General features: G+C 70.5%; 14 protein-coding genes. 3 read left to right on the top strand and 11 right to left on the bottom strand.

Annotation, left to right across the window (positions count from 1 at the left end):
• Positions 1-176: 176 nt before the first annotated feature.
• The 10 genes from ACIPC1_RS25300 to ACIPC1_RS25255 all read right to left on the bottom strand — a co-directional run bounded on the left by ACIPC1_RS25300 (position 177) and on the right by ACIPC1_RS25255 (position 12,262).
• Complete coding sequence (locus tag ACIPC1_RS25300) at positions 177-785, bottom strand: TIGR03086 family metal-binding protein (RefSeq protein ID WP_402520656.1); 609 nt, start codon at positions 783-785, stop codon at positions 177-179.
• Between the two features lie 325 nt (positions 786-1,110).
• On the bottom strand, positions 1,111-2,364 hold the full coding sequence (locus ACIPC1_RS25295) for a pseudouridine synthase (RefSeq protein WP_402520654.1): 1,254 nt from the start codon (positions 2,362-2,364) through the stop codon (positions 1,111-1,113).
• Complete coding sequence (gene scpB, locus ACIPC1_RS25290; RefSeq protein ID WP_402520652.1) at positions 2,364-3,020, bottom strand: SMC-Scp complex subunit ScpB; 657 nt, start codon at positions 3,018-3,020, stop codon at positions 2,364-2,366. Before scpB ends, ACIPC1_RS25295 begins: the two co-directional genes overlap by 1 nt.
• On the bottom strand, positions 3,017-4,153 hold the full coding sequence (locus ACIPC1_RS25285) for a segregation/condensation protein A (protein ID WP_402520650.1): 1,137 nt from the start codon (positions 4,151-4,153) through the stop codon (positions 3,017-3,019). The genes scpB and ACIPC1_RS25285 overlap by 4 nt, the downstream gene beginning before the upstream one ends.
• 19 nt (positions 4,154-4,172) lie before the next feature.
• Positions 4,173-4,733 carry a hypothetical protein gene (locus tag ACIPC1_RS25280; protein WP_402520648.1) on the bottom strand — a complete coding sequence of 187 codons (561 nt, stop codon included), beginning with the start codon at positions 4,731-4,733 and terminating at the stop codon, positions 4,173-4,175.
• The gene (locus ACIPC1_RS25275) at positions 4,718-5,845 is read right to left on the bottom strand and encodes a ParA family protein (RefSeq protein ID WP_384383158.1); all 1,128 of its coding nucleotides are present in this window, start codon (positions 5,843-5,845) and stop codon (positions 4,718-4,720) included. Before ACIPC1_RS25275 ends, ACIPC1_RS25280 begins: the two co-directional genes overlap by 16 nt.
• A 389-nt stretch (positions 5,846-6,234) precedes the next feature.
• Complete coding sequence (gene ald, locus ACIPC1_RS25270; protein ID WP_402521408.1) at positions 6,235-7,350, bottom strand: alanine dehydrogenase; 1,116 nt, start codon at positions 7,348-7,350, stop codon at positions 6,235-6,237.
• 172 nt (positions 7,351-7,522) lie between these two features.
• Positions 7,523-9,604 carry a tetratricopeptide repeat protein gene (locus tag ACIPC1_RS25265; protein WP_402520645.1) on the bottom strand — a complete coding sequence of 694 codons (2,082 nt, stop codon included), beginning with the start codon at positions 9,602-9,604 and terminating at the stop codon, positions 7,523-7,525.
• Positions 9,605-9,832: 228 nt separating this feature from the next.
• Positions 9,833-10,459, bottom strand: a complete 627-nt coding sequence (locus ACIPC1_RS25260; protein ID WP_402520644.1) for an NUDIX domain-containing protein — start codon at positions 10,457-10,459, stop codon at positions 9,833-9,835.
• A gap of 126 nt (positions 10,460-10,585) precedes the next feature.
• Positions 10,586-12,262 (bottom strand): CTP synthase, encoded by a 1,677-nt coding sequence (locus ACIPC1_RS25255; protein ID WP_402521405.1) that lies wholly within the window; start codon positions 12,260-12,262, stop codon positions 10,586-10,588.
• A gap of 464 nt (positions 12,263-12,726) precedes the next feature.
• On the opposite strand from ACIPC1_RS25255, the gene ACIPC1_RS25250 reads away from it, so the two are divergent.
• The 3 genes from ACIPC1_RS25250 (at position 12,727) to ACIPC1_RS25240 (ending at position 17,767) form a co-directional block, all read left to right on the top strand.
• Complete coding sequence (locus ACIPC1_RS25250; protein ID WP_402520642.1) at positions 12,727-14,529, top strand: glycoside hydrolase family 15 protein; 1,803 nt, start codon at positions 12,727-12,729, stop codon at positions 14,527-14,529.
• A gap of 140 nt (positions 14,530-14,669) precedes the next feature.
• Positions 14,670-16,058 carry an FAD-binding oxidoreductase gene (locus ACIPC1_RS25245; RefSeq protein ID WP_402520640.1) on the top strand — a complete coding sequence of 463 codons (1,389 nt, stop codon included), beginning with the start codon at positions 14,670-14,672 and terminating at the stop codon, positions 16,056-16,058.
• 74 nt (positions 16,059-16,132) lie between these two features.
• Complete coding sequence (locus tag ACIPC1_RS25240; protein ID WP_402520638.1) at positions 16,133-17,767, top strand: PucR family transcriptional regulator; 1,635 nt, start codon at positions 16,133-16,135, stop codon at positions 17,765-17,767.
• Positions 17,768-17,780: 13 nt separating this feature from the next.
• Here the strand turns inward: ACIPC1_RS25240 and ACIPC1_RS25235 are convergent, their stop codons facing one another.
• Complete coding sequence (locus tag ACIPC1_RS25235; RefSeq protein WP_402520636.1) at positions 17,781-18,917, bottom strand: glycosyltransferase family 4 protein; 1,137 nt, start codon at positions 18,915-18,917, stop codon at positions 17,781-17,783.
• Positions 18,918-19,193: the final 276 nt, after the last annotated feature.

Genomic DNA, 19,193 nt, shown 5'->3' with positions numbered 1-19,193 from the left:
CCACCCCCTGTTTATGGTCAGGACGACCAATAGTCACTACGACTATAAGTGAGGTGAGCGAGCTCACACAACCCTTCAAGTGGGCTGATTCGAGCGTTTGTCGGCAGGTCGGGACAGTGACGACACCGCCACCGGCGCTCCCACCACAAGGGCCCCACGCCCTTGCTCCGGTGAGGTCAGGGAAGGCAGGCGAGACCCGGCCCGGCAAGGAATCGCGGCGGGCTCGGGCGCCGCCCCAGGAAGGCCAGCAACCGGTCCTCGGGCCGGGACCAGGACGACGGCACGCCCACCGCTTCGGCGAAACGCCCACCCCGGTCCCCGTCCGCCACCAAGCACCGCGCCACAGGAAGCAGTTCGGTCGCGAGCGCCGGCGGAATCGGCCGCGGCCGCCCGCACGCCTGCGCGACGTCCCATCCGTGTACGGCGATCTCGACGGCGCCGACGGACGCCAGAAGCCCGAGATCCAGCAACCGGTCCCCCACTCCCACCGAAGGCTCGGCCGACGGCACCTCGCCGGACATCACCGCCCAGGCGCCGAGCAGCGCGCACGCCCGCCTCCGGAAGGCGCACACGGGATCGGCGGCCCACGGCGAGGGGCACAGGCCGACGCGCCCTGCGGCGACCCCTTCGTAGAGCGCGTCCACCGAGTCGTCGAGGTGCCCGAGCAACTCCCCCAGGTCCCACCGGGCGCACGGCGTGGGCCGCCCCAGGCTCCCCGGCGCCACGACGGCGACGCTGCCCAGCGCGTACGCGAGCGACCGTTCCAGCAGCTCCGCGGAGTTCACGTCGACACATCCGTCTCAGAGGCCCTCAGAGGCTCCTCGGGCGCGTCTCCCGGCCCACCGGGCCCGGAGTGCGGCGAACGGCACACACGGCCCTCCAGGGCCGTCAGGCACGTACGCGTGACACTCAAGTGCAAGCAGCCCGGCCCGGCGTACCCCTCGTACGACCGCCGGGCCGGCGGACACGTCTCCCTCGTGGCGCCCATCGCGCGCCCCCTTCCCTCACCGGTACAGACCGCCGGCGAGCGGAAAACGCATCGGCCGGTCCCGGGGCAATCCCGGAACCGGCCGAAACGACGGGCACCCCTACGGGCGCCCCAGGACACTCCTAGAGGTCGACCTCCTGCATGAGCATGCCGACCTCGGTGTTCGAAAGGCGGCGCAGCCAGCCGGACTTCTGGTCGCCGAGGGTGATCGGGCCGAAGGAGACGCGCACCAGCTTGTCGACCGGGAAGCCGGCCTCCGCGAGCATGCGGCGCACGATGTGCTTGCGGCCCTCGTGCAGGGTCACCTCGACCATGTAGTTCTTGCCGGTCTGCTCGACGACACGGAAGTGGTCCGCCTTCGCGTACCCGTCCTCCAGCTGGATGCCGTTCTTGAGCTGCTTGCCCAGGTCGCGCGGGATCGGACCCACGATGTGCGCGAGGTAGACCTTCTTCACGCCGTACTTGGGGTGGGTCAGGCGGTGCGCCAGTTCACCGTGATTGGTGAGCAGGATGACGCCCTCGGTCTCGGTGTCGAGCCGGCCGACGTGGAAGAGCCGCGTCTCGCGGTTCGTCACGTAGTCGCCGAGGCACTGACGGCCCTCGGTGTCCTCCATGGTCGAGACGACACCGGAGGGCTTGTTCAGCGAGAAGAACTGGTACGACTGCGTGGCCACGGTCAGCCCGTCGACCTTGATCTCGTCCTTCTCCGGGTCGACGCGCATGCCCTGCTCGACGACGATCTCGCCGTTGACCTCGACCCGGGAATGCTCGACCAGCTCCTCACAGGCACGCCGCGAGCCGTAGCCCGCGCGCGCGAGCACCTTCTGCAGGCGCTCGCCCTCCTCCTCCGCCCCGGGGTGCGTCTTGGGCGTCTTGATCTCCGGCTTGCCCGCGTACCGGTCCCGGTTGCGCTCCTCGGCCCGCGTCTCGAACTCGCGGGAACGCGCGGGCTCCGTACGGCCGCCGCGCTGCTGGCCCTGCTTGGGACCGCCCTTGGCGCCGCCGCGGGCCGCGTTGCCGCGACCGGACTTCGGTCCCTCGTGGGACGCGGCGGGGCCTACGTCGTAGCGGCGCTCCTCGGGACGGGGCTTGCCGGCGCGCTTCGGCTGCTCGTCGCGCCCTCCCGCGCTCCTCGGCTGGGAGCCGCCCGCACCGGTGCCGCGGGCGCTGCCACTCCCACCGGTCCCGCGAGAGCTGCCACCCCCACCGGCTCCGCGGGGACTGCCACCCCCACTGGCCCCGCGGGAGCTGCCGCCTCCACCGGTCCCGCGGGAGCTGCCGCCTCCACCGGACCCGCGCGGGTTACTGCCCCCACCGGTCCCGCGGGGGGTGCCGCGCCCGCTGTTCCTGCCACTACCGCTGCCACTGCTTCGCATCAAAGTTCCGTCGTCGTCGTGTCGTCTGCATCTGCATCCGGTGCGTCCGGATCGAACGACGGGACCCCTTCCAGCGTCTCTGCTTCGATCGCGTCCGCCTCTGGGAGGAAGGGCGCGAGCTCCGGGAGCTCGTCCAGGCCGCGCAGGCCCATTCGCTCCAGGAAGTAGTTCGTCGTCCTGTACAGGATCGCACCTGTTTCGGGTTCCGTGCCCGCCTCCTCGACCAGACCGCGCTGCAGGAGGGTGCGCATCACGCCGTCACAGTTCACTCCGCGGACCGCCGAGACCCTGGATCGGCTGACCGGCTGGCGGTACGCGACGACCGCCAGGGTCTCCAGGGCGGCCTGGGTGAGCCGGGCCTGCTGCCCGTCCAGGACGAAGCGTTCGACGGCTGTCGCGTACTCGGGCCGGGTGTAGAACCGCCATCCGCCCGCGATGAGCCGCAGCTCGAAGCCGCGTCCCTGGACGGTGTACTCGTCGGCCAGCTCACGTAGCGCGGCCGCGATCCGCCGCTTCGGCCGCTCCAGGATCTTCGAGAGGTGCTCCACGGTCGCGGGTTCGTCCACGACCATGAGTACGGCCTCCAGGGCGGGCTTGAGATCGAGGTCGGCGACGGTGCGCGGCCCGGCCGGGATCTCGGTGGTGTCCTCGCTCACGCCTTCTTCTCCTCCTTGGGCACCTCGGGCGGCCGGTCGAACTCGTCCGTCACCTTCGGCTGCTCGTCACTGTCCCCACCGGTCCAGCGCACGACCAGCTCCTCGAGGGCCTCGTCCTGGTCCAGCGACACGGCCTTCTCGCGGTACAGCTCCAGCAGGGCGAGGAAGCGGGCCACGACGGTCAGGGTGTCGTCGGTGTCGTCGACCAGGTCACGGAAACTGGCCGCCCCCAGCTCCTTCAGCCGCGCCACTATGATCCCCGCCTGCTCCTGCACGCTGACCAGCGGCGCGTGGATGTGGTCGACGTACACCTGCGGCTTGGGTCTGGGCTGCATCGCCTTCACGGCGAGCTTCGCGAACCCCTCCGCCCCGATGCTGATGACCACCTCGGGCAGCAGCTCGGCGTGGTGGTCCTCCAGCCCGACGGTACGGGGATAGCGACGGGCCTCCTCCTCCAGGCGGGCGTTGAAGATGTCAGCGATCTGCTTGTACGCGCGGTACTGAAGGAGCCGCGCGAAGAGCAGGTCCCGGGCTTCCAGGAGCGCCAGATCCCCCTCGTCCTCGACCTCGGCCGACGGCAGCAGCCGCGCCGCCTTGAGATCGAGCAGGGTGGCCGCGACGACGAGGAACTCGGTCGTCTGGTCGAGATCCCAGTCCGGCCCCATCGCCCTGATGTGCGCCATGAACTCGTCGGTGACACGCGACAACGCCACTTCCGTGACGTCCATCTTGTGCTTCGAGATCAGCTGAAGCAGCAGGTCGAAGGGCCCCTCGAAGTTCACGAGCCGCACCTTGAACACACCGTCATCGGGCTCGGCGACGGCCTCGGGCGCAGATGCGGCAAGGACCTCAATCCCGGCGGAAGTCTCGGGCTCGGGCCCGGCGGAAGTCTCGGGCTCGGGCTCGACAAGGGCTTCAGGCTCAGGCCCGACAAAGACTTCGGGCTCAGGCTCGGCATGAGCCTCGGATACGGCGGGAACTGCGGCCTCTACGGGAGCCTCGGGCTCGACCTCCGCCGCCGGCACCCCCGGCTCCTCGCCCGGAGGCGGAGCCGCACCGGGCCCCCGCCCCAGAACACGCCGACGGCCGGCGCCGGGGCCGGAGGCGGGAACGGAAGCGTCATACGAGGGCATAGCGCTCGCAGGCTACCTCCTAGCGCCCACGAAGCCGTCGTACGAGAATGCTCGCGTCCCCACGGGATTCGAGATCGGCGAGCACGACGGCGACCGCCTCGCGGACGATCCGCCCGCGGTCGACGGCGAGACCGTGCTCACCGCGGAGCACGAGGCGGGCGTGCTCAAGATCGATGAGTTCCTCGGCGGACACGTACACGGTGATCTTCTCGTCGTGCCGCTCCCGCCCGCTGGGCCGACGCCCCTGCCCCTGGCCCCGGCGCTTGCGCGACTGCCCGGCGGCAGAACCTTCCTGCGCCGCCTGACCTGGCCCGGAGCGCTCCGGAGCGGCACCCCGGCTGCGGGAGCCCCCCGCGCCGGAATCAGCGGCGACGTGTTCGTCGCCCTCGCCGTCGCCGCCCTGGACGGGCACCGACTGCGGCGCGTCCTCCCCGGCGGCAGCCGAGTCGCTCTCGCCCGCAGGACCCGGCACCCGGGCCTCGCCGTTCGTCCGGCGTGAGGGCGAGGACGACTGGAGCGCCATTCCCCCGGTGGTACGGAACAGTTCGTCGGCCCCCGGCAGACTCACTCGGCGTGACACCGGGCGAGCACCTCCCTGGCGAGCTGACGATAAGCGGCGGCACCGACGGAGTTGGAGGCGTACGTGGTGATCGGCTCACCGGCGACGGTGGTCTCCGGGAAGCGCACCGTGCGCCCGATGACCGTGTGGTAGACGTGATCGTCGAACGCCTCGACCACGCGTGCGAGCACCTCACGGCTGTGCACCGTGCGGGAGTCGTACATCGTGGCGAGGATGCCGTCGAGCTCCAGCTCGGGGTTGAGCCGCTCCTGGACCTTCTCGATGGTCTCGGTGAGCAGCGCGACACCGCGCAGTGCGAAGAACTCGCACTCCAGGGGCACGATCACCTTGTGGGCCGCCGTCAGGGCGTTGACGGTGAGCAGTCCGAGCGAGGGCTGACAGTCGATCAAGATGTAGTCGTAGTCGGCCATCAGCGGCTTCAGTGCGCGCTGGAGCGAGGACTCACGTGCGACCTCGCTCACCAGCTGCACCTCGGCGGCGGACAGGTCGATGTTGCTGGGCAGCAGGTCCATGTTCGGGACCGCTGTCTTCAGGAGTACGTCGTCGGCCGCCATGCCCCGCTCCATGAGCAGGTTGTAGACGGTGAGGTCGAGCTCCATCGGGTTGACGCCGAGACCGACCGAGAGCGCGCCCTGCGGGTCGAAGTCGACGAGCAGGACCCGGCGTCCGTACTCCGCGAGCGCGGCACCCAGGTTGATGGTCGACGTGGTCTTGCCGACGCCGCCCTTCTGGTTGCACATCGCGACGATGGTCGCGGGGCCGTGATCGGTCAGCGGGCCCGGGATCGGGAAGTACGGCAGCGGACGTCCGGTCGGACCCACGCGCTCACGGCGCTGACGGGCCGCGTCGGGCGCGAGCGTGGCCGCGTACTCGGGATCGGGCTCGTACTCGGCGTCGGGGTCGTAGAAGTGCCCCTCGGGCAGTTCGTCGAAGTCGGCGAAGTGGGTGCGGTTCTCGCCACTTCCGTTGCCGGCCATGGCGTTCACGTGATGGCCATCCATGCTCGGGTGTGCTGTCTGAGTCATCCGGGGACTCTTCTGGGCTGCGAAGGTGCGGACAGCGACGGAGCCGACAGCCTCGAGCCCCGTGGGGCCCTGGCCCCGCGTCGGCATTCCTGGTTGACCACCCCCGGGAGTAAATGTCGACTCATTCACAAGTCGTCTTACCTCCTTGGTGACCAGGAAACTTCTCGATAGGTCAGCGTGGCACCATGCCGACGGTTGGCGACTCTATGGCGTGTCACCGGTCCGCAGCAACACAATCCGCCGGACCCGACCCGATGTGTCGGCAACCGAACACCCCTCTGTCAAGGGCGTAAGGCCGTCGCACAGCAGGTTTCACCGGTGTACGAATCGGCTAAAGAGTTACCTTCGCGGCGAGTTGAACGAGTGTCACAAAGTGACCCGACACACACCGGGCCGGACCTTGTCGGGCAAGGTCCGGCCCGGTGTGCGGTGTTGACGAGCCGTGTTGACGTATCGCCTTTTTACCCGTTGATGACTTAGCCGAGCAAGGACTCAAGCTCGACGTGCTCAAGGCCGTGCGCCTCGGCGACCTCGCGGTAAACCACCTTGCCGTCATGGGTGTTGAGACCCTTGGCGAGCGCAGCGTCACGGCGCAGCGCCTCGACCCAGCCGCGGTTCGCGAGCTCCACGATGTACGGAAGCGTGGCGTTGGTGAGCGCGTACGTCGACGTGTTCGGCACGGCGCCGGGCATGTTGGCGACGCAGTAGAAGACCGAGTTGTGGACCGGGAAGGTCGGCTCGGCGTGGGTGGTCGGACGCGAGTCCTCGAAGCAGCCACCCTGATCGATCGCGATGTCGACAAGAACACTTCCCGGCTTCATCCGCGAAACAAGTTCGTTGGTGACGAGCTTCGGCGCCTTGGCGCCCGGGATGAGGACGGCACCGATGACGAGATCGGCGTCCAGGACGGCCTTCTCCAGCTCGAACGAGTTGGACATGATCGCCCGGACCTTGGTGCCGAAGACCTTGTCCGCCTCGCGCAGCTTGTTGATGTCGCGGTCGAGCAGGGTGACGTGGAAGCCCATGCCGACGGCGATCTGCGTGGCGTTCCAGCCGGAGACACCGCCGCCGATGACAACGGCCCGCGCGGGCTGGGTGCCGGGGACGCCACCGGGGAGCACACCACGACCGCCGACCGAGCGCATCAGGTGGTAGGCGCCGACCTGCGGGGCCAGCCGGCCCGCGACCTCCGACATCGGGGCGAGCAGCGGCAGCGCGCGACCGGGCAGCTCGACGGTCTCGTAGGCGATCGCCGTGGTACCGGACTCGACGAGCGCGTCCGTGCACGCCTTGGAGGCGGCCAGGTGCAGGTAGGTGAAGAGCGTCTGGTCCTTGCGGAGGCGGTGGTACTCCTCCGCGATGGGCTCCTTGACCTTGAGCAGCAGGTCGGCGGCGGCCCAGACCTCGTCGGCGGTGGCGAGGATCCGTGCACCGGCGGCGACGAACTCGTCGTCCGTGATCGAGGAGCCGAGACCGGCGTTCTGCTCGATGAGGACCTGGTGGCCGTGGCGCACCAGCTCGTGCACGCCGGCGGGGGTGATGGCCACCCGGAACTCGTTGTTCTTGACCTCGCGGGGGATGCCGACCAACACGTCGATCACGGTCCTTGGCTCAGAGGGTTCTGGGGCTGTGCATGCCGAGGCGGTGCGAGCCGGGGCATTGCATGTCATACCCGACGTACGGGAGCACACCGGGAGACACCACGAAAGGACGCGGCGGAGCCAGTCTAATGAAGGGATTCCCTCTGTCTAGCCTTTCAATGCATCAATCTTCTTCGGATGTACTACGGATTTCGCAGGCGTTAGCGTCTTGTTCCCTGGTTGATGCGCTCTCCGGGAGCTCGTCACCCAGCATTCGCTCGGCCGCACCCCGGTGCAGCCGGGCGGCCGCCGGGTCGCCGAGCCGGTCAAGGGTGTCGGCCAGCCGGAGCTGCAACGCGGCCTGTAGTCGTACGTCGTCTGCGCGGCGCGCCCACTCGGCCGCCTCCTGGCAGGTGCGCAGCGACTCCTCGGGCCGCCCGGCGTACTCCTGGACGCGCGCCAGCTCGCTCAACGCCCTTGCCTGGGCGGCCACATCGCCGTTCTTGCGGTGTCCGGTGACGGCGGCCCGCCAGTTGCGCAGCGCCTCGCCGTAGCGGCCCGCGTAGGTGTGCGCGGTGGCGATACGGCCGTACAGCCGGGCGGCGTCCACGCGCTCGTCGCGCGCGAGCCGCTCGGCGAGCGCCCGCCCGTACCAGTCGGCGGCCCGGTCATAGTCCCCGAGCTCCTGGTGGGCGCCACCTACGGATTCCATCGCGCGACCGGTCGCATACGGGTCGTTCGCCTCGCGTCCGGCGTTGAGCGCGGCCCGGTAGCGGGCCAGCGCCTCGGGCGTACGGCCGGTCTGCGCGTCCAGATCCGCGAGGTTCAGCAGGGCCGCGGCCATCTCGCGGGGCAGTTTCCGGCGCTCGGCGACATCCAGGACGAGCCGGTGGATGCCGTACAGCTCGGGAGCGGCGGCCTGCGTACCGATGTGCGCGACCATCGCCCGCACCAGCGCGGCCATGAGGCGGCGGGCCAGGGTGTCCAGCTCGCCGTCGGCGACCGCGAGCCGGGCCGAGGCGAGCAGTGCGGGCTGCCGGATGCGCAGCCAGTCGGCGGCGGCCCGCGGGTTCGGGAAGCGCAGGGCGCGGGGCATTCCGGCGAGCTTCTCGCGGGCGGGCGAGCTGTCGGTCTCGGTGATGGCGCGGCAGGACGCCAGCAGCCGTACGGTCCGCTCCAGCATCCGGGCGCGGGCCAGCTGGAGCTCGGCGGGGCGGTCGTGGGTCTCGGTGAGGGCGCTCAGCAGCGGTTGCAGGCAGCCGGGCACCTCGTACTGCGGCAGCGGCGACCGTACGGACCGCAGGAGGCCGAGGCGGGTGAAGTCGTCCAGGGTGGTGCGGGCGGCGTTCACCGAGCAGCCGGCGAGCGCGGACGCGGTGTGCGGGTCGACCAGACCGGCCGGGGCGAGCGAGAGCAGCCGCAGTATCCGCGCGGCGGCGCTGGGCAGCGAGGCGTAGGTGAGCCGGAACATGCGGGACAGCGGCGAGCCCTCGTCACCCTCGGTGCGCAGGTGTTTGGCGAGGTCGGCGACGGCCGACTGGGGGCGGGACGCGAGCCAGCCGCCGGCGAGCACCAGGGCGGCGGGCTGGCCGGCGCACAGCTCGACCAGGTTTTCGGCGGAGAACGGGTCGACGGTGATGCGCACGGCGCCGGTGAAGCGGCCGAGCAGTTCGAGTGCGGACGTGGTGTCCAGGCCGCCCAGGGTGCAGGGGCGGACATCCGCGATGCCGGTCAGCGGTCCGCCGGACACGGCGACGACCAGGCAATCCGGCGTGTCCGGCAGCAGGGCGTCGACCTGTTCGGCGTCGGCCGCGTCGTCCAGCACGAGCAGGACGCGGCGGACGGCGAGTGCCTCGCGCAGCGCCTCGCCGAGGTCGTCGGCGTCCGCGCCGGGCGGTGTGGGCCGCTCCAGGGCGGTGAGCAGCTCCCGTGCGGTGCGCTCGGTGGGCACCGGGGTGCCGTCCGGTTCGGTGAGTTTGGCGCGCAGCACGCCGTCGGGGTAACTCTCGGCGACCTGCTCCGCGAGCTCTTCGGCGAGGGCGGTGCGGCCCGAGCCGGGCTTGCCGGCGATGAGCAGCACGCGCGCGCGTGGCGACTTTCGGCCCGAGAGAGTGTCCAGGCCTGCGCGCTCGATGTCGGCCCGGAGTTCCTTCAACTCTCTTGTGCGACCCAGGAACTGACTCTCCGTAGGAGCGGACTCGGCAGCCGGGCGCTGCCCCTCTGCCGACACTTTCGTGCCGTCGTTGTCCACCGCCTGATCCGTCACGGGCCACTCTCCCGTCCCACTGCGCGCGCAAACCCGCCGGGACTCCGGACGGGGCGTTTTCAGAGCCTAGTTCACGCTCTGCGACGTTCCGTGCGGAGCGCGGCGGGTACATCCCCCGATCGGATCAGGCGATCGTAGGACTGTCTGGGTCAGACGGGTGTCAGGCGGACGTCATGACGCCAGAGGGGTGGGCGTCGGACGGGTGTCAGGGCGTCAGAGGGGCGGGCGTCAGACCTCGAAGGGGCGCGCCGGCCACGGCGCCTCCGCCGGGCGCAGTGTGTCGAGGCCGTCGCCGTGCTGCGCGGCGACCAGCGAAAGCACGCCGACGGCGAGGCAGTTGTTGTGCAGTTCTCCGGCGAGCACGCCCCGTACGAGCTCCTGGACGGGGATCCGAGCCAGCTCCATGTCGGCCTCTTCGTCCTCGACCTCGAAGCGGTCTCCCTCGGCCTCGGAGAGGTCGCGGGCCAGGAAGATGCGGACGGCCTCGTCGCAGCCACCGGGCGTGGGGTAGACGTCGGTGAGGACACGCCAGTTCTCGGCCTTGATGTGCGCCTCTTCGTAGAGCTCGCGCTGGGCCGCGTCCAGGGGGTTCTCGCCGGGGATGTCGAGGAGTCCGGCCGGGATCTCCCAGAGCTTGTGGCGCACGGGGTGGCGGTACTGGCGCAGCACCAGGACGCGGCCCTGATCGTCGAGGGCGAGGATCGCCACGGAGCCGGGATGGACCTGGTAGTCGCGGTGGGCGACCGATCCGTCGGGCATGACCACGTCGTCCGTACGGACCGAGGTCTTGTTGCCGACGAAGGGGATCTCGCTCGCCCTGATCTCCCACTCCTCGGCGGTGTCCTTGATGGTCATGCCCTGTCCTCCCACACGTGCAAAAAGAAACCGGCCCCGCACAGGAAACCGTTACCGGTACCCGCGACGGAAAACGGGGTGCACCCCTCGAAAGGCACACACCCCGGCCACCGTACAACCCTTGTGTTACTTGGCTGTCTTGCCTGTCTTACGTCCCACCGCGGCCTTGATCAGACCCGCGAAGAGCGGATGCGGGCGGGTCGGGCGGGAGCGCAGCTCGGGGTGCGCCTGGGTCGCGACCAGGTACGGGTGAATGTCACGCGGGTACTCGACGTACTCGACGAGCTTGCCGTCCGGCGAGGTTCCGGAGAACTGCAGACCGGCCTTCTTCTCCAGTTCGGCGCGGTAGGCGTTGTTCACCTCGTAGCGGTGACGGTGGCGCTCCTCGACGTACTCCTTGCCGTCGTACACCTCGCGCGCGATCGAACCCTCGGCGAGCTTGGCCGGATACATGCCCAGCCGCATGGTGCCGCCCATGTCGCCGTCGCCCGCCACGATGTCGAGCTGCTCGGCCATGGTGGAGATGACGGGGTGAGCGGTGCCGGAGTCGAACTCGGTGGAGTTGGCGTCGGCGATGTCGGCCAGGTTGCGCGCGGCCTCGATCACGATGCACTGGAGGCCGAGACAGAGGCCGAGCAGCGGGATCCTGTTCTCCCGGGCGTACTGGATGGCGCCGACCTTGCCGGACACGCCGCGGTCGCCGAAGCCGCCGGGGATACAGATCGCGTCGACGTCGCCGAGCTGCTTGGCGGCGCCCGCCGGGGTCTTGCAGTCGTCCGAGGTGACCCACTTGATCGTCACGCGGGCCTTGTTCGCGAAACCGCCGGCGCGCAGCGCCTCGGTGACCGAGAGGTAGGCGTCAGGGAGGTCGATGTACTTGCCGACCAGCCCGAGCTTGATCTCGTGGAGCGGACTGTGGACGCGGTCGAGCAGGTCGTCCCAGGCCGTCCAGTCCACGTCACGGAAGGCCAGGTCCAGCTTGCGGACGACGTACGCGTCCAGGCCCTCGGTGTGCAGGACCTTCGGGATGTCGTAGATCGACTTGGCGTCGATGCACGCGACCACGGCCGCCTCGTCGACGTCGCACATCAGCGAGATCTTGCGCTTGATGGCGGTGGGCACCTCGCGGTCGGCGCGCAGCACGATCGCGTCCGGCTGGATACCGATGTTGCGCAGCGCCGCAACCGAGTGCTGGGTCGGCTTCGTCTTCAGCTCCCCGGAGGGGCCGATGTACGGGAGGAGCGAGATGTGGACGACGAACACATTGTCGCGGCCGACCTCGTGACGGACCTGACGGACCGTCTCCAGGAAGGGCAGCGACTCGATGTCGCCGACCGTGCCGCCGACCTCCGTGATGACCACGTCGACGTCGTCGGTGGCCATCCGGCGGATGCGGTGCTTGATCTCGTTGGTGATGTGCGGGATGACCTGCACGGTGTCGCCCAGGTACTCGCCGCGCCGCTCCTTGGCGATGACCGTGGAGTACACCTGGCCCGTGGTGACGTTGGCCGAGCCGTCCAGGTCCACGTCGAGGAAGCGCTCGTAGTGGCCGATGTCCAGGTCGGTCTCGGCGCCGTCGTTGGTGACGAACACCTCACCGTGCTGGAACGGGTTCATGGTGCCCGGGTCGACGTTCAGGTATGGGTCGAGCTTCTGCATCGTGACCCGCAGTCCCCGCGCCTTGAGCAACATACCCAGACTGGAGGCCGTGAGGCCCTTGCCGAGGGAGGAGGCGACACCCCCGGTGACGAAGATGTGCTTTGTCGTCGTGGCTGCGTTGTTTCGAAAAGCAGCGGGCGTCATGGCCAAGAGGGGGCTCCCGTGGTCGCGGTCTGGGGTGCGTACCGGCGTGGTGTCCGGGGATCTCCGGAGGTGCCGTCGCTGCGGTTCGGGGGTTTTTCTCCCACCGGTCCACGGGCTACCAGGGTATCAGCGACGCGGAGAGGCCGCTTCCGGCCACGCTCCGCACACACGTCGCCACGCGCCCCACACGTCACTCACTCGATCGGCCCAGCCGGGTTACCGGGAGCGGCACGCGGATCTTCCAGGTGCGTCGTATCCTGCTCGGACACTCGCTGCCGAGCCCGGCCGACACACGGCACCATCCCTGTCCGTATCCCGGAACACGAGAGCTCGTCAGTTCGTTCCGCAACGACAATCGCACCGAACTCATTGACGTTTCGCAGCGACGCATCACCAACGTTCCCTTGACCGCAAAGAGCGACCGCCCCGCAGGGGGCGAGGTAGCCGTTCGACTGGAGTTGCACGTGGCCGGGCGCATCGAGGACTACGCACTCATCGGAGACATGCAGACAGCCGCACTGGTCTGCAGGGACGGCACAGTCGACTGGCTGTGCCTGCCCCGCTTCGACTCCCACGCCGTCTTCGCAGGACTGCTCGGCACGGAGGAACACGGATTCTGGCGGCTCGGCCCGGCGCACGCGGCCGACGCCAAACCGCCGATGGCGGCGCGGCGCACCTACCGCGGCGACTCGCTGATCCTGGAATCCGAGTGGGATACCCCACGCGGCACGGTCCGAGTGACCGATTTCATGCCCCCGCGCGACGGCGCGCCGCAGCTGATCCGGATCGTGGAGGGCATCACGGGCCGGGTCCCGATGCGCTCCGCGCTGCGGATGCGTTTCAGTTACGGCCGTGTCGTGCCCTGGGTGCACAAGCACGAGGGACGGACGGTGGCCGTCGCCGGTCCCGACTCCGTGTGGTTCGACACCGCCTGCGAGACCTACGGCAAGGCGCTGACCACGTACGCCGACTTCACGGTGGCGCCCGGTGACCGGATCGCGTTCACCATCTCGTGGGAGCCCTCGCACAAGGCGCCCCCCGCGCTGCCCGAGCCGGAGGAGTCCCTTGAGGCCACCGAGGAGTTCTGGCGCGACTGGGTCGACCAGTGCACGTACCACGGCCCCTACCGCGAGGCCGTCGTACGCTCCCTGATCACGCTCAAGGCCCTGACGTACGGGCCCACGGGCGGCATCGTCGCCGCGCCCACGACCTCGCTCCCGGAGGAGATCGGTGGCGTACGCAACTGGGACTACCGCTACACCTGGCTGCGTGACGCCGCCATCACCCTGTCCTCGCTGCTGCGCACCGGCTACCGCGAAGAGGCCCGCGCCTGGCGCGAATGGCTGCTGCGCGCGGTCGCGGGCGACCCCGAGAACCTTCAGATCATGTACGGCATCGCAGGCGAACGGGAGTTGGGCGAGGCGGAGCTCCACTGGCTTCCCGGGTACGAGAATTCGGCGCCCGTCCGCGTCGGCAACGGCGCCGCGGGTCAGCTCCAGCTCGACGTGTACGGCGAGGTCACCGAAGCCCTGCACCTCGCCCATATGACGGGCCTGTCCCGCAACGACTACGCCTCGCTCCTCCAGCTCAAGCTGATCCGCTACCTGGAGGACCACTGGGACCAGCCGGACGAGGGCATCTGGGAAGTCCGCGGCCCGCGCCGCCACTTCGTGCACTCCAAGGTGATGGCCTGGGTCGCCGTCGACCGCACCATCAAGCTCATCGAGTCCGGTGACGCGGACGGCCCGCTGGAGAAGTGGCGCGAGCTGCGCGACGACATCCACCGGGACGTGTGCGAGAAGGGCTACGACAAGGAGCGCAACACGTTCACGCAGTCGTACGGCTCCAAGGAGCTGGACGCCTCGCTGCTCCTCATCCCACAGATGGGCTTCCTTCCGCCGGACGACAAGCGGGTGATCGGCACCATCGAGGCCATCCAGCGTGAGCTGTCGACCTCGGACGGTTTCATCCTGCGCTACCCGACCAGCGGCGAGGACGCGGGCGTGGACGGCCTGGAGGGCGACGAAGGTGCCTTCCTCGCCTGCTCGTTCTGGATGGCGGACGACCTAGCGATGATCGGGCGGGTCGACGAGGCCCGCAAGCTCTTCGAGAGGCTGCTCGCGCTCCGCAACGACCTGGGCCTGCTGGCCGAGGAGTGGGACCCCAGGCTCAAGCGCCAGGTCGGGAACTTCCCGCAGGCGTTCAGTCACGTTCCGCTGATCGACACGGCACTCAGGCTGACCGCTTCGGGAGCGTACGGCGGCTGAACACGATCAACGCTCGCTGGAAACGCCCGAATACGTCCGAATGTATCTGAATACATCGGAATACATCTGAACGCGCCCGATCCGCCGTGCCCGCCTAGGCTGAGAGGCAGTCCTGTCCCCTGCTGAAAGGGGCGGTTGCCATGGCTCCCCTCTCCAAAGCGGGCGCGGCTCTCGCCGCGTTCCGCGCGGATCTGGCCGGTGAGGTGCTGGCCCCGGACGACCCGGGTTACGACGAGGCCCGGTCGCTCCACAACGGGATGATCGACCGGCGCCCGGCGGTGATCGCGCAGTGCGCGAGCGAAGCCGATGTCGTCCGTTCCGTGCGCTTCGGGCGGGAGCTTGACCTGCCGATCGCGGTGCGCGGCGGCGGCCACAGCGTGTCCGGCATGGCCCTGAACGACGGTGGTCTGGTCGTCGACCTGCGCCCGATGCACGACGTGACGGTCCATCCGCGTTCCCGGTCGGTACGGGTCCAGGGCGGCGCCTTCATGAGCCATCTCGACCGTGCCACCCAGCCGTACGGCCTGGCGACCACCGGCGGCCGGGTCTCGACGACCGGTGTCGGCGGCTTTGTGCTGGGCGGTGGCAGTGGCTGGCTGGACCGGCGGTTCGGCCTGGCGATCGACAATCTGCTCGGCGTCGAGCTGGTGACCGCGGACGGCAGCACGGTCCGGGCCGGCGCCGAGGAGAACCCGGAGCTGTTCTGGGCCCTGCACGGCGGCGGCGGGAACTTCGGTATCGCCACCGCGCTGACCCTCAAGCTGCACGAGCTGCCCGAGTTCTCCGTCGCCATGCTGTTCTACCTGCCCGAGAGCGGCCCCGAGGTGGTCCGCCTCTATCGCGAGATCATCGCGACGGGACCGCCGGAGGCAAGCGGCGGCATCATCTACCTGACCGGCCCGCCCGAGGAGTTCATCCCCGAGCACCTGGTCGGCAGGCGGCTCTGCGGCGCGCTCCTGACGTACGCGGGCGGCGAGGAGGGCCTGCGCAAACTCGCCCAGCCGCTCCTCGCCCTGCCGCACGAGGCCGAGATCGTCACCGCCCTCCCCTACGCCGACTTCCAGTGCATGCTCGACGACCCGCCCGGCATGCGGAACCACTGGTCCGCCGAGTACCTGACGGGCCTGCCCGACGAACTCGTGGACGTCTTCTGCGCCCTCGGGAACGCCATGCCCGTACCCACGGGCACCCAGCACGTCCTGTTCCCGCTGGGCGGCGCGATCGCCACGGGCCCCGCCGAGTTCCCTGTGCCCTACCGGGACGCGCCATGGGCCGTGCACCCCTTCGGCGTCTGGGAGGATCCGGCCGACGACGAGAACTGCGTCCGCTGGGTCAAGAGCGTCCGCGCCGAGGTCCAGCCGTGGAGCACCGGAGCGGTCTACCTCAACTTCATCGGCGACGAGGGCGACGACCGGGTGGTGGCCGGCCTCGGCGCCGAGAACACCCGCCGCCTGGCCGCGGTGAAGGCGGAGTACGACCCCGACAACGTCTTCCGCTTCAACCACAACATCGCCCCCGTGCCCGGCTGAGCGCGGCGGTCACTCCCGCTCGCGCAACGGGCCGGAGATGTTCCGGAACGTGCCGGCGGGTAGCGTCCGGGACCATGGACAGCCGTTACGACACCCAGGGCGCCGGAATCACCGTGCAGCGGGCGCTGGAGCTGCCCGGGCTGCGCGGTGGGCTCCCGGAGATCCTCGCGGGGGCCGACCGGATGCAGCGCACCGTGCGCTGGGTGCACGCGGGCGAGGTCCCGAACATCGCCTCGCTCCTCAAGGGGGGCGAACTACTCCTGACCACGGGGTACGGCCTCGGCACCCGCCCCGCCGACCAGCGCGCCTTCGTCCGCACACTGGCCGAGCGCGGCATCGCGGCCCTCGTGGTGGAGCTCGGCCCGCGCTTCACCCGGCTGCCCGCGGCCCTCGTGGAGACGGCCCGATCCACCGGTCTCCCGCTCGTCCAGCTGCACCGCGAGGTGCCCTTCGTGGCCGTCACGGAGGAGATCCACACCGAGATCGTCAACGGCCACTACGCCTTGCTCCAGCGAGCCGAGGAGGTGCACCGACGGTGCACCGAGGCGCTGCTCGGCGGGGGCGGCGTACCCCAGGTCCTCGGGATCCTCGCGGACTTCAGCGGCAATCCGGTGTTCCTGGAAACGCCGGAGGGACAGCTCCTGTACGCCGCCGGGTCCGGGTCGGGCGGCGCGGGCACCGATCCGCTCCAGGTGTGGGAGGGGATGCGCGGCCAGCACAAGGAGGAACCGCCCGCCGGAACGACCCTCGTGGACGTGCCCGGGGGCGGTCCAGGCACCGGCTCGGTACGGGCCCGGCTGGTCATGCTGCCGGTCAGCGCCCCGATCGCCCCGGTGCACCGGCTCGCGGCGGAGCGGGCCGCCGGGATCCTGGCCGTCGTCCTCATGCAGGCCCGCCAGGAGGAGGAGCTCGCGGCGCGCGGCCGCGGCGACTTCCTCACCGACCTCGCCGAGGGCCGTATCGAGGCGCAGGACGCGCCGGCGCAGGCCCGGGTGCTCGGCTTCAAGCCCGGCAACAGCCCGCTCCTGCCGGTCGTGATGCGGCTCACCGACGGCCTCTCCCCCGGCGGCGGCTGGGCGGTCCTGGCCCGCGCGGTCGCGGAAGAGCTGGCCTCGGTCGGAGTGCCCGTCCTGCTCGGCGTACGACCTGTCGAGGGCCGTGTCCCGCTCCTGCTGGGCCTGCGCTCGGAGTCCGAACGCCCGGCTGTCGCCGACCGGGTCGCGGCGGCGCTCAGGGCGGGTGTGGAGCGCGCGGGCATGCAGCGGCCCGGCGCGCAGCCGCCGGTGGTGGTCGTCGGCGTGGCGGGCGGCTGGGCGGCGGCCTCGGCGGGACTGCGGCACGCGGCGGAGACGGCGACGGCCGCGCAGGGCCTGAGCGACCGTCCCTGGTACGACGCCCGCCGTCTGGACATCGACCTGCTCCTGTGGCGGCTGCGCGACCACCCGGACCTGGCGGCCTTCGTGGACCGCGCCATCGGCCCCCTCCGCGACCACGACGACCGCTCCAAGCCGCCGCTTCTCCCGACCCTGGAGACGTACCTCGCCCACGCGGGCCGCAAGGCGGAGACGGCCCGCGAGCTGCACCTCAACCGCCAGACGCTCTACAACCGCCTCGCCCGGATCGGGGAGTTGCTCGGCACCGACCTGGACGACCCGCAGAGCGTACTGGCGTTGAGCCTGGCGCTGCGGGCCCGGCGGCATGTGTCCTGACCGGGCAGCCGCCTCAGCCAAGAGGTCTCGGCTGGGTCAACTCGTCGTAGACACTGAGCACCTGGGCAACCGTCTCGTCCTCGGTCGGCCAGGTCGCCGCCTGGAGAACGCCCTTCTCCTTCAGGAACTCCCGGCGGGCGGGATCCTGAAGAAGGCGTACGACGGCCCCGGCGAGCGCCTCCGCATCCCCGTACGGGACGAGTTCAGCGGCGTCGCCGACCAGATCGGGGATGCCGCCGACGGCGGTCGTGACGAGCGGCACGCGCGCGTGGAGAGCCTCCTGCGCCAGCACGGACCGGGATTCCCAACTGCTCGGCAGCAGCGCGAGATCGGCCGCTGCAAGGAGCTCCGTGATGTCGTCGCGTCGCCCGACCAGGCGCACGGGCAGCCCTTCGTCCTCGATTCGGCGCTGCAACACCGTCCGGAGCGGCCCCTCCCCCGCGATCACGAGCAGCGGCAGGGGATCGAGGTCGCGCCACGCGCGGGCGGCGTCCAGCAGGATGCCGTACCCACGGTGCCGGTCGAGGGAACCGACGGCCATGAGCAACGGGCGGTCGGTGGCGCCCAGTTCGGCCCGCGCCTTGTGCCGCAGCCGGTCGGGGTCCCCGCTGTCGACGGCACCGCGCGGCACCGGGGACGCGACGGCGGCAAGCCGCGCGTCACGAGCGCCCCTGCTGCGGGCCCGGTCCACCAGATCGGAGGACGTGCCGAGAACGACCGCGGCCGCCCTGGCGACCCGTCGCTCGAGCATGTGCAGCAGATGCGCTCGCGCACCCTCGGCGTGCGGACGGGTGTGCCAGGTGACGACGAGCGGGACACGCCGCCCGCTCAGCGCCAACATCGCCCTCAGCGCGGCGTGCAGCCCGTGCGCGTGCACCAGATCGGCGTCCGCGCAGGCCGTCCGCAGCGCCGCCACCGAGGCGGGGTCGTTGCTGCGCGGCACGGGAACATGCCGCGCGCCCACGCCGGTGAACCCGTAGGCGCGATCCGCATCTGTGGGGGCGCACACGGTGACCCGCACGCCCCGGGCGACGAGACCCGAGGTCAGCGACCGCACATGCGCACTACTGCGCGCACTCCCACCGCCGAGCACCTGCACGGTGCGCAGCGGCGACTGGCCGTGCGGTGAGTGGCTGCTCACGTGGCTCACGTGGCCGGGGCTCCTGGTTCGGCGTCGGACGGTCACGAAGAAACGTACAGAAGAATCGTGCGGAGAAACGTACAGCGGGCGTGTACCGCACGTCGCGCTCCGCACACAACGCCAAGGATGCCAGTCCGCCCGAGCGTTCAGACACCACCGCCGGAACCGGATCACGACGCCCCCGGCCAACTTGGGGATTGGAGTCACTCACACGAGTGAGGGCCGCGGAGCGGTCCGGATACGGGGGCCGCGGAGCGGTCGAAGGGGCGGGTCGGCGGGGAAACC

Origin of the sequence: Streptomyces sp. NPDC087263 (genome assembly GCF_044744645.1) — a bacterium.
In the GTDB taxonomy this organism is placed as follows: Bacteria; Actinomycetota; Actinomycetes; order Streptomycetales; family Streptomycetaceae; genus Streptomyces.
Note: the sequence above shows the minus strand (reverse complement) of the source record. Positions and strands in the feature narration are given on the sequence as shown.

Bases quoted from the DNA above. Each gene is read 5' to 3' on its own strand.
- ACIPC1_RS25295 (WP_402520654.1), bottom strand. From the start codon at position 2,364: ATGCGAAGCAGTGGCAGCGGTAGTGGCAGGAACAGCGGGCGCGGCACC.
- ACIPC1_RS25255 (WP_402521405.1), bottom strand. From the start codon at position 12,262: ATGACGCCCGCTGCTTTTCGAAACAACGCAGCCACGACGACAAAGCAC.
- ACIPC1_RS25275 (WP_384383158.1), bottom strand. From the start codon at position 5,845: ATGCCGACGCGGGGCCAGGGCCCCACGGGGCTCGAGGCTGTCGGCTCC.
- ACIPC1_RS25260 (WP_402520644.1), bottom strand. From the start codon at position 10,459: ATGACCATCAAGGACACCGCCGAGGAGTGGGAGATCAGGGCGAGCGAG.
- ACIPC1_RS25245 (WP_402520640.1), top strand. From the start codon at position 14,670: ATGGCTCCCCTCTCCAAAGCGGGCGCGGCTCTCGCCGCGTTCCGCGCG.
- ACIPC1_RS25285 (WP_402520650.1), bottom strand. From the start codon at position 4,153: ATGCCCTCGTATGACGCTTCCGTTCCCGCCTCCGGCCCCGGCGCCGGC.
- ACIPC1_RS25240 (WP_402520638.1), top strand. From the start codon at position 16,133: ATGGACAGCCGTTACGACACCCAGGGCGCCGGAATCACCGTGCAGCGG.